We start from the raw sequence: 10,478 nt of genomic DNA, 5'->3' as shown, positions 1-10,478 counted from the left end.
ATGGTCCAACAGGAAGTGTAGTTAATTATTGAGTTGTTAGCAAGTGGCTTTTTCTTTTATGCATAGCCCTATAGGCCATGCATAAAAGAAGTGCCATAACCTACATTTTTAGTTTGCCATAAACAACATTAAGCCTAAAAGTTGCCCATCATTTCGAGACAGAATGCATACGAAGCCCTGTAGCCAAGTTCGAAAATGATGATTTGCTTTTTACCTATTACAAATGTGGATTTAAGTTCTATCACGACGGGATACCTTATAGTATAGCATCACCGGACAATCGCTGTTACAAGGGAAGAGTGTCAAAATTCTTCAGCAAACAACGAAGGTAGAAAACTTACTAATAACAAAATTATAGAAGACCTACATGCCTAAAAGGCTTATTATTTTAGGGGGAATTACACAATGCCCCTCCTTCAGCCGAAAATATTAGAGAGGAGGGAGTTTTAATGGAATTTATTACAGATATTTCGGTGTTGGTGGAAAACGGTGGAGAGAAGTCTCAACATCATTTTGAAAAAGAACATGTTGGAATTACTAGAGCTACAAAACTTTGGATTGTAAATGTTAGCGGGAAGGAATCCGATTTATCTGAAAATTTAAAATTGTGACATAGACTTGATAAGTCTCAAGGTAGCGCATCGTACTATACGATCAGCACTAGTGAAATGACTCCTGTTGAGCGGAGCAGAAATTACTTTGTAACAAAGATAAACGATGAAGACCAAGCTATAACGTTTGAATGGACAGGTTATTAAGCATCTCACATGAGGCGTTTTTTGTGATTAGATGATAAATAAGTTAAAGGAATTCCTCTTCTTTTGTCGAATGATGTAGGTAAAAGGGAGGGGGATAATTTGGAACAATTTAAAGATCTACTTAAGAAATATTCAGCTTATATCTTAGCGTACTTATCTGTAACAGGTTACTATATAGCTTACAGCTATAAAAATGGTTATTATGAGTATTTTAAAATACCTAACATATTTCTAAATGATATTAGTTTAATTGACATCATAATATCGATATCCGCAGTCATAACTTTTATGACTTCGATAATAGCTATCTTTTTTAATCATCGTCCCTATAATGATGATGAAAAGATCACCTGGAAAACAAGGTTAAATAAAAATGTTATATTGCTATCGTTATTGCTTGTTTCTGGTGCGTATTTTGATTCATTATTACTCAAAATAATATTAGGGATTACCATAATTGGCATAGGTGTGTATAATTTTATTTTCCCATTAATCTTTCAACGAAAAGTTAAAGGATATAATAACAAAATTCATGCTTATTTTAAAAATGATAATTCCATGAGTTTCTGGGAAATTTTTGAATTCAAATTCAAATACCAATTTATAACACTTGTGCTAATTCTACTTCTTCTGACCTTTACACTAGGGAAAATTATATACTTACTTGGTTACCAAAATGCTATGAATGAAAAATCCTTTGATGTAGCGACCATAGATGGTAGCAAATATATTCTATTTAAATTAAACGATAATGAAGCTATAGCCACTCGCTTTAAGGAGGATACTATTTCAAAAGAGTTCCAACTTATATCCAACAGAGAACTAGTGATAAAGAAGGAGAGAATTAAGTCTTTAAAAATTGAAGATGAAGATGATTAAAATTACAATTTAATAATTATGCTAAACATAATAACGCCCTTTAGTGATGGTAGTATAGTTCCAGAGATACATCTTAGTTAAGTGATAATATAATAACTGGGAGATGTGTTAAATGGATAACAAAAATACAGGCAAAAAATTTAATGTAGACTTTAAGAAGACAGTTGTTGATCTCTATCATTCCGGAAACTCAGCAAAAGACTTAAGCAGCACAATATGGCGTATCTAAAGTAACAATCTACAAATGGATTAAAGCTTATACCCCCACTGGTAGACGCCATTTTAGAAAGAATTATGCAAGATTCTTACAACGTAAGCGTTAAATAGAACCCATTGAAAAATATAGGTGGGATCTATTTGACTCTTACCCTGCTACTACTAACTCATCAAGTAATTCAGGTGATCTAATATATTTTACTTTATTGTATTTGGCGACACGCGTGAACCCCAAAGGCATTGGAAATCCTCTGTTTCTGTTTCCCAGATGCGCCCATTAAAATAATGTTATGATGGTTTTAAATGTAATTCCCTATTGCTAGCTCTTCAATAGCTGCCGTTTTCTCGTTAAATGTCACTTAAAACAACCAACCTCTGTATAATAATGTCATGCGTTGCGCACGACATTAAATTATACAGGAGGCTTATTCTATTAGTGGCTCTAAAATCCGCACTTACAAAAGTAGAAATAAAAAAGGGGAAAGATACTTCATACTTTGTAATTATGTATACAGTTTTTTACTTTGAATTAAAAGAAAGGAATAAGGTGTTAACACTATCGCTAGCTGCAGAGAATTGGCTCGGTTCCACTAAAAAGGGTAAGATTGATCTGGAATTTAGGGATTTAAAAGAATCACCACTAGAAGAGCAAGTTGGAGATATTATATACCAGATGTTTGTTGTTGGAAATAGGTTATATGCGAAATACAAAATAGAAGAATTGGTACAGGGCAGGAACGGAAAAGAAAGAGGAAATTAGAACAATTAAGAAATGATGAGTTAGAGGAAGTTAAGGAACTTACTCAGGCCGTCTCAGACTGGGATAAGGCAAGTAAGATTAGAGAATTTGAAACAAAGATATATAAGTATAATAATGAAGAGCAGAAGGAACAACTCTTGAAGTGGTTAGATTGGGCAAAAGATAAAGCTGATTGGATTGATCCTTTAACAGAAAAGGAAGATGGGCTTTTGGGGAAGAGTGTAAGTCTATTTGAACAGATCTTGCAAGAGCAGAAATAAACTTAATTAGTTCTTGAATATTACACTTTAGTATTATGATTCTGATTAAATCCAGAATATTACTAATTCGGTGGAGTTGTCTTGTGAATAGATATTTTATCAAGTCTTTTTCCTGCTGTTTCAATGGTAATTCTGGTTTGTCCACGAACCTAGTATTTTTCAATCTAGCTAATGCTTTATCGGTTCTAGTAAGGTACACAAGTTTAGAAGAATAGGTTTATTGACGGTCAGCACATGTCGCTGTCTCTAGTCTTGAAAAGTCCAAGTAGAGAGGGGGTGCTACGAGTGTGAGTTTTTCAAGCCCTGGTTTTAATGATCAGCTTTTCTACGCTGATCGTGGCGATCATCGATCTGATTTTAGACAGAAAATAACCCGCCCATAAGCCTGCAAGCAGTAAGTGGATTGTTCCGAAAAATTGCTGATAAACGGTTTTTCTTGCACTAATACGATCGTTTGGTGCTTAACACACCAAGTGGTCTTTTTATTATATTTGCATTATGACATAAATAAATTAAAAAATAAAGAAAATGTGGGACTAGGCCTGTTTTTATTTATATAAAATGAGATGCGGAGGACCCAGCGCTACCGGAAAAGCCACATATTAATAATGCAACTGGCAAGGCAGAAAAACAAATCTTCCCATTTCAACTTTATATAGTTTAGCGTAAACTCTTATAAATTGTTTTTTGATATACTGGTGTATAAATAGAGTATACGCCTAACGTTATCAAGCTAATAAAAACACAAAAGGATTGTGGTTTTTCTGATTCCTCACTATATTTTGTTAGACACCTGTAGAATTTAAAATGCAAGTAAACTAACATGAATAAGTTTTCAGTGTCTTCAAAGTATGCTAGGCATTATAATCTTTATGATTTAAAATAAATAGAAAAAACAATATAGATTAGGGTGATTAATTTGAAAGTTACAGCTAAAATGATTGCAGAAGAATTAGGGATATCTACCGCGACGGTAGATAGAGTTTTAAACAACCGAAAGGGAGTTAGTGAAAAAACGATTAGAAGAGTGAAAGCGAAGGCTAAGGAAATGGGCTACAGACCCAATACAGCGGCAAAGTTTTTAGCTACACAAAAAAGAACGGAGGTAGCATTTATTTTACCAGTCTTTCCAGAGTACTTTTGGGATGAAATTGAATCAGAAATAAATGCTGCTTCTGAATTATACAAGGATTTTGGTTTTGTCGCGCATGTTCATCGGGTAAATGCAATTCCCGATAAAATTCGACTTGATTATTTTAAAAAGATCATAAAAAATAATCCTTATGACGCTTTAGTTATTGCCCCACATGATTCAACTCCATTTATTGATGTTATAAACGAGGGAATTAATAAAGGGATTCCAATTTTTACAATTAATAATGATGTACCGGAAAGTAAAAGGATCTTTTATGTAGGCGGGGATTATTATTCTGCGGGTTATTTAGCCGCTGAAATTATTTATCTGTTTTCAAAAAAATTAAAAGATGTTGTTATTATTAGGGATGAGGATAATACTTTTCAAATGATAAATAAAGAAAAGGGATTTAGAGAGTATTTTCACCAAAATAGAATAAATGTAAACATCCATACTGTTTGTACAAACGGCTGGGATAGCCAATTAGGCGGAGACAAAATAATAAAAACATTAAGTTCTACTGATGCTATATACGTTGCTAGCGGTATTCTTGGAGAAGTTGCGGAATACATAGATGATCATATTCATGGCGGGAATAGAATAGTAGTGGGACACGATATGAGTAAGGAAATCTATTTTTACCTACAAAAAAATATCATAAATTCAATTATTTGCCAGGATCCGGCTAGCCAAGCATTTCTAACCGTTAAAAATGTATTTGAATATTTAGTGTTGGGAGAAAGACATATAAACTCAGAAACAATTATTAAATTAGAGATTGTAACAAAGGCAAATGCAAAATACTATATTAATTTTGAAAAATCACCAAAAAAATGATTGACGTACATCATTATAACGGTTACACTAGCAATTAATAAAACGCTTACCTTACTGAATAGAGTGACAAGGGTAAGTTTTCCCTTTTTACAGAAAAAAGATATACGTACATCATTTGTTGTGGACTGTTTATATTTCTCCCAACCAAATGACGTCTTCTTCAATCATTTTTAAATTTAAAAGACAAGGGTGAGGCATATGGAAAAGTTAAAAGCAATTCAAGTAGGAGCTGGAGGATTTGGTAGTTCATGGACAGAAATCCTTGATCAATTTGAAGATGTGGAACTAGTTGCAGTTGTCGATGTAATGCCTGAAAATCTTGAAAATGTCAAAAAGATAATAAAAAATAATCGAACAGAATTCTTTACAAATCATTTAGAGGCATTTGAAAAGGTTAAGGCAGATATTGCTGTTATTATCACCCCTCCACAAACACATAAAAAGTTGGCGCTTGACGCACTTGAGCATGATCTAAATGTATTTATGGAAAAACCAATCGCCCATACATTCGAGGATGCAATGGAACTACTAGAAAAATCAAGAGAATATCAAAAGTTTGTCATGATAAGTCAAAACTACCGATGGAGACCAGAGATTGCAGCAGTTAAAAAAGCGGTGGATGAAGGACTCGTCGGGGAAATCGAGTATGTTGAATGGGATTTCCGACGTGCTACTAAATTTGGTGGTTGGAGAGACCAATATAGCGAAATTTTAATTGAAGATATGAGCATCCACCATTTTGATTTATTACGCCATATTCTTAGTCTAGAACCAACAACCGTTTTTGCGAAAAGCATGAGACCTTCTTGGAGTTGGTTCAATGGTAATGGCGTTGCAAGCGCTATTATGAAGTTTGACAATGTGCTTGTTAATTATTTTGGGTGCTGGGTAACTCGAGGAAAAGAAACTTCTTGGAACGGTGAGATTAAACTTGTGGGTAATAAAGGTGTCATTGAATTAATAAATGACAAACCATTAGCAACATTGGAGAATGGAACTACAATTGAGCTAGATTTAGTTACATTAGAGCATGAAGACAGGGAGTATTCTATTTTTGAAATGGTTAATGCGATAAAGGAAAACAGGAAACCTAGTACGGAGTTGGCCGATAATATTAATAGTTTTGCCATTGTTGGGGCTTCATTAGAATCTATTAAGCAATCAAAAGAAATCGTGATTCAAGATTTTCTTAAAAAATGAGGAAAAGGAGACTCAAAAAATGAAAAGCAAAATATTTTTACTTCTCACTGTTTTTTGCTTGCTCTTATTGCCTGCATGTAGTTCTGGGGATAAAAAAAGTAATGGGAACGAAGGTTCAGACAAGCAAGTAGTCATTAAAGTTTGGGACTACTTGGCTCCAGATGCTGCATCAGGAAAGGAGCAAGTAGAGCTTATTAAGAAATATGAGGAAGAACATCCGAATATTAAATTTGATAGGACGTATATCCCGTTCGCTGACTTGAAAACCAAGCTACTTCAAGGAGTGGCAGGAAATGAGCTTCCTGATATCGTAGTGATCGACAACCCTGATCATCAATCTTTTATCGAAGCGGGAGTATTTGCTGATCTTACACAAGAAATTGAAGATTGGGGACAAGCTGATCAATATTTTGAAGGTGCAATGGCGTCCGCAATGATGGATGGAAAATATTATGGTATTCCAAACAACAGTAATGCATTAGCCATTTATTACAACAAAGATATGTTTGAAGAAGCAGGTATCACAGAACTTCCGAATACATGGGATGAGTTAAAAGAGGTTGCCCGAAAGTTAACAAAGGATGACGTAAAAGGATTTGCAATGTCTGGGACTAAAAGTGAAGAGGCTACCTTCCAATTCCTACCTTACCTTTGGCAAACAGGTGCCGATTTAGATTCTTTTGGTAGTGATAACGCAAAGAAAGCATTGTCTTTTATTCAAGATTTAGTATCTGAGGGTTCACTATCGCAAAATATGGTTAATTGGGATCAAACAGACGTCTTAGTTCAGTTCCAAACGAAAAAAGCGGCGATGATGGAAAATGGTCCTTGGCAAATTCCGAGATTAAAAGAAGAATCACCAGATATAAACTTTGGAGTATTCACAATGCCATACGATAAGCAACCAGCCTCTGTCCTTGGAGGAGAAAACTGGGCAATTACCGCAAATGCAGAACATAAGAAAGAGGCTTGGGATTTTATTAAATGGACTCAACAACCTGAAATCCTTGGGCCCATGCATGAAATTGGTGGAAGATTGCCAAGTAGGAGAGACATTGCGGCGGATGAGCAATACAACTGGGCTCAAGATGAACATGTTAAAGTGTTTATGGAACAATTAGAATCAGCCAAGCCCCGCGCTTATGGTTCAAAATATCCTGAGATTTCGACCAATATTCAGGAAGCCATTCAACGTGCGATCGCCGGTGAGGATGTAAATACCGTAATGGATAATGCTGCGAAAAAGATAGAGCCTTTATTGCCATAAAAATGAATGGGAGAGGGGATTTTCTCTCCTGTTTGTTAAAGGAGGTTCAAGATATGCAAGCTTTTAAAAAGAGTTTACCGCTTTATCTTTTTATGCTACCAACGATTATTTTTGTTATCTGTTTTATGTTATATCCGATTTTTTATAATATCATTGTTAGTTTTCAAGATTTAACCATTATGAATTTGAAAACAGGTGGTTCGTTTATTGGCTTTGATAACTATTTAGAAGTTTTTAAATCTGAAAAATTCCCTATTGCGACCAGGAATACGTTTATTTACACGATTTCGTGTATTATTTTACAAGTGTTTTTTGGGTATTTATTGGCGCTATTTTTCAATATGGAATTTCCTTTGCGAAATTTCTTTCGCTCTTTATTTCTTCTAGCGTGGATGACCCCGTTAGTCATTACAGGGAATCTGTTTACATGGCTACTTGATGTTGATTATGGAGTTATTAATTACTTATTAATGAACCTTCATATTATTAGCCATCCTATTAACTGGCTTGGGCAGGAAAGTACGGCTTTAATAGCTGTTATTTTTACAAATGTTTGGGTTGGTATTCCGTTTAATATGATACTTATTTTGGCGGCCCTACAATCATTACCTTCAGATGTATATGAAGCGGCTAAAATGGATGGGGCGAATAAGCTACAAATATTTGCAAAAATAACGATGCCACTTTTAAAACCGACACTTTTAGTCATTATCATGCTAGGAATTATTTATACATTTAAAGTATTTGATATTATTTTGATTATGACTGGTGGCGGACCAGTGAATGCTACTCAAGTATTACCATTCTTTGGATATGAACAAGCTTTTATTAACTTTAATTTTGGCGCAGGTGGTGCGATTGCAACAATTATTCTAGTGATTTTGATGTCCCTATCACTCGTATATCTTTATTTAGCTAGGAAGGAGGAGTCTGTATGAGAAAATATACAATAAAACAGTATCTATTGTTTGTAGTCGCCCTTCTCATTACAATGGTCTTCCTATTTCCTATTTATTGGATGATTGTAACATCGGTTAAACCAATTCAAGATGTGTTTGCAACACCACCGATGATTATTCCTGAAACGATCAGTTTTGATGCCTATGTGAAAAATTTAATTACGGATACAAGTTTGTTACCTTATATAAGAAATTCAATGATTATCGCCGCAGGAACAGCAGCATTTACATTGATTATTGCATTACCTTGTGCTTATGCAATGGCAAGGTTTCGTCTTAAAGGGGCATCAATTTTATTATTAGTTTTATTGGTTACACAAATGATACCTGGAATTATGACAGCGATGCCTTTATTTATCATGTTCAGCAAATTTGATATTTTGAATAGTTATGTAGCCTTGATTATTGGGAATACAACGACAGCGCTTCCTTTTGCGATTATTGTAATGAGGCCATTCTTTCTATCCATTCCAAAAGGATTGGAAGAGGCTGCGATTGTCGATGGGTGTAACAGATTTACGGCTTTCGTAAGGGTCATTTTGCCACTTACAAAGCCAACCGTTTTAACAGTTGCGACATTCGGATTCTTATTTGCCTGGGGTGATTTAATTTTTGCCTTAACCCTAGCAACAGATGAAAAAATTCGACCGTTAACCATGGGAATAACGAAATTCATTGGTCAATACGGAACACAGTGGGATAATTTAATGGCCGTTTCTACGATTGCCGCAGCGCCAATTATTATCGTCTTTCTATTGTTGCAAAAATATATTATTAATGGAATTACAGCAGGTTCAGAAAAATAAAAATTGGGAGTGTTAAATTATGAAACTAGGTGTATTTGCGGTATTATTTTCAAAAAAAACTTTAGATGAAATGCTAGATTACATTAAAGCAAAAGGTTTAGATACAGTCGAAGTAGGGGCAGGCGGATATATTGGAGATGCTCATTGTAAACCAGCGGATTTACTAGCGGATGAGAAAAAGTTAGAACAATTTAAACAAGCGTTTGAATCTAGAGGAATTACCATTAGTTCACTAAGCTGTCATGGCAATAACTTGCATCCAAATAAGGAAATTGCAGACGAACATCATTATACTTTCGTCAATACTGTGAAGTTGGCTTCTAAATTGGGTGTTAAAAATGTTGTCACGTTTTCGGGCTGCCCAGGTGAATCTGAAACTTCACAACATCCAGTATGGATTACATGTCCATGGCCGAATGATTTTTCGGAAGTGGTGGAATGGCAATGGGAAAATAAAGTGATCCCTTATTGGAAGGAACAAGCTAGATTACTGGAAGAATATAATGTGAATGTAGCCGTTGAGCCACATCCGGGGTTTGTTGTATACAATACGGAAACGATTCTTCGTCTTAGGAAGGAATGTGGTGAAAGAATCGGTGCGAACTTTGACCCAAGCCATTATTTCTGGCAAGGGATGGATCCTGTAAATAGTATTAAAGCTCTAGGGGACGCTTTATTCCATTTTCATGCAAAAGATACACGGATTGACCCATTAAATAACTCACTAAATGGAGTTCTTGATACAAAATCATATCGTGATATTGCAAATCGTTCTTGGGTTTTCAGAACGGTCGGATATGGACATGGGGAAGAGACTTGGAGAGAAATTATCAGTGCCCTTCAAACTATCGGTTATCAAGGTGCCATCAGCATTGAACATGAAGATGGACTCATGAGTGTAGAGGAAGGATTTACAAAAGCAGTTGACTTTTTAAAGGATTTGCTTATTAAAGAAAGTGCAAAGGACTTATGGTGGGCCTAACAAATAGTATAATAGGTATATAAGGTTGTCCATTCTAAGAATGAGGCTAGGTCAAACCTCAGTAACTAAAAGGGTGGTACTCGCCAATAAATTGGTGAGTACCACCCTTTTTTAGTATGCTCGGGAGTCAGATAATCTAGTGGTTCAAATCCATCCTCGTTCTTATGAATGTTATTAGATGTTTACTGTTCTGGACTTATCTTGATGTATTAATTAAAAAGCCCCGTGCAATTAGGGATGTCCATGCGTCTCAATCTTCTGATATTCTAGATGTGTTAAGACGCGTTCATCGTATGTATTTGGCAAGTGTAAAATGCATGAAACGGCAGCCCTTTTTGTAAACCACTTGCCAACCTCTAATTTTTCATCATCATAGACTCCTTCATTCGTTTACTTTCACCCCCAAACAGAATGAGGTG

General features: G+C 35.1%; 10 protein-coding genes and 1 pseudogene. 10 read left to right on the top strand and 1 reads right to left on the bottom strand.

Going from position 1 to position 10,478, the window contains the following annotated elements; all coding sequences use genetic code 11:
- Positions 1 to 449 precede the first annotated feature (449 nt).
- Together KI363_RS20980 and KI363_RS20975 are read left to right on the top strand one after the other, a co-directional pair.
- Positions 450 to 611 (top strand): hypothetical protein, encoded by a 162-nt coding sequence (locus tag KI363_RS20980; protein ID WP_191967407.1) that lies wholly within the window; start codon positions 450 to 452, stop codon positions 609 to 611.
- Between the two features lie 246 nt (positions 612 to 857).
- The gene (locus KI363_RS20975) at positions 858 to 1,637 is read left to right on the top strand and encodes a hypothetical protein (protein WP_158321645.1); all 780 of its coding nucleotides are present in this window, start codon (positions 858 to 860) and stop codon (positions 1,635 to 1,637) included.
- A gap of 370 nt (positions 1,638 to 2,007) precedes the next feature.
- Here KI363_RS20975 and KI363_RS22535 read toward each other — a convergent pair.
- A pseudogene (locus KI363_RS22535) lies at positions 2,008 to 2,191 on the bottom strand (ATP-binding protein); the annotation flags it as partial.
- A gap of 98 nt (positions 2,192 to 2,289) precedes the next feature.
- On the opposite strand from KI363_RS22535, the gene KI363_RS20970 reads away from it, so the two are divergent.
- The 8 genes from KI363_RS20970 to KI363_RS20940 all read left to right on the top strand — a co-directional run bounded on the left by KI363_RS20970 (position 2,290) and on the right by KI363_RS20940 (position 10,059).
- Positions 2,290 to 2,613, top strand: a complete 324-nt coding sequence (locus KI363_RS20970) for a hypothetical protein (RefSeq protein WP_158321646.1) — start codon at positions 2,290 to 2,292, stop codon at positions 2,611 to 2,613.
- Positions 2,614 to 2,750: 137 nt separating this feature from the next.
- Positions 2,751 to 2,873 carry a hypothetical protein gene (locus KI363_RS22315; RefSeq protein WP_281414151.1) on the top strand — a complete coding sequence of 41 codons (123 nt, stop codon included), beginning with the start codon at positions 2,751 to 2,753 and terminating at the stop codon, positions 2,871 to 2,873.
- A 919-nt stretch (positions 2,874 to 3,792) separates the two neighbouring features.
- Positions 3,793 to 4,845 carry a LacI family DNA-binding transcriptional regulator gene (locus KI363_RS20965; protein WP_212967547.1) on the top strand — a complete coding sequence of 351 codons (1,053 nt, stop codon included), beginning with the start codon at positions 3,793 to 3,795 and terminating at the stop codon, positions 4,843 to 4,845.
- A gap of 198 nt (positions 4,846 to 5,043) precedes the next feature.
- Positions 5,044 to 6,045 carry a Gfo/Idh/MocA family protein gene (locus KI363_RS20960; protein ID WP_212967546.1) on the top strand — a complete coding sequence of 334 codons (1,002 nt, stop codon included), beginning with the start codon at positions 5,044 to 5,046 and terminating at the stop codon, positions 6,043 to 6,045.
- A gap of 19 nt (positions 6,046 to 6,064) precedes the next feature.
- Complete coding sequence (locus tag KI363_RS20955; RefSeq protein ID WP_212967545.1) at positions 6,065 to 7,312, top strand: ABC transporter substrate-binding protein; 1,248 nt, start codon at positions 6,065 to 6,067, stop codon at positions 7,310 to 7,312.
- Positions 7,313 to 7,365: 53 nt separating this feature from the next.
- Positions 7,366 to 8,250 carry a carbohydrate ABC transporter permease gene (locus KI363_RS20950; protein ID WP_246516980.1) on the top strand — a complete coding sequence of 295 codons (885 nt, stop codon included), beginning with the start codon at positions 7,366 to 7,368 and terminating at the stop codon, positions 8,248 to 8,250.
- Positions 8,247 to 9,077 (top strand): carbohydrate ABC transporter permease, encoded by an 831-nt coding sequence (locus tag KI363_RS20945; RefSeq protein WP_212967543.1) that lies wholly within the window; start codon positions 8,247 to 8,249, stop codon positions 9,075 to 9,077. Before KI363_RS20950 ends, KI363_RS20945 begins: the two co-directional genes overlap by 4 nt.
- Positions 9,078 to 9,096: 19 nt before the next feature.
- A complete protein-coding gene (locus KI363_RS20940; RefSeq protein ID WP_212967542.1) occupies positions 9,097 to 10,059 on the top strand; it encodes a sugar phosphate isomerase/epimerase family protein in 963 nt (320 codons plus the stop codon).
- Positions 10,060 to 10,478: the final 419 nt, after the last annotated feature.

The sequence above is a fragment of the Lederbergia ruris genome (assembly GCF_018332955.1).
Classification (GTDB): domain Bacteria; phylum Bacillota; class Bacilli; order Bacillales; family Bacillaceae_C; genus Lederbergia; species Lederbergia ruris.
The sequence above is the reverse complement of the archived record's forward strand: the minus strand, read 5'-3'. Positions and strand labels throughout refer to the sequence as shown.

What these genes read in the sequence shown, in the direction of transcription:
- KI363_RS20940 (WP_212967542.1), top strand. Translation starts at nt 9,097, where the DNA reads ATGAAACTAGGTGTATTTGCGGTATTATTTTCAAAAAAAACTTTAGAT.
- KI363_RS20945 (WP_212967543.1), top strand. Translation starts at nt 8,247, where the DNA reads ATGAGAAAATATACAATAAAACAGTATCTATTGTTTGTAGTCGCCCTT.
- KI363_RS20955 (WP_212967545.1), top strand. Translation starts at nt 6,065, where the DNA reads ATGAAAAGCAAAATATTTTTACTTCTCACTGTTTTTTGCTTGCTCTTA.
- KI363_RS20950 (WP_246516980.1), top strand. Translation starts at nt 7,366, where the DNA reads ATGCAAGCTTTTAAAAAGAGTTTACCGCTTTATCTTTTTATGCTACCA.
- KI363_RS20960 (WP_212967546.1), top strand. Translation starts at nt 5,044, where the DNA reads ATGGAAAAGTTAAAAGCAATTCAAGTAGGAGCTGGAGGATTTGGTAGT.
- KI363_RS20980 (WP_191967407.1), top strand. Translation starts at nt 450, where the DNA reads ATGGAATTTATTACAGATATTTCGGTGTTGGTGGAAAACGGTGGAGAG.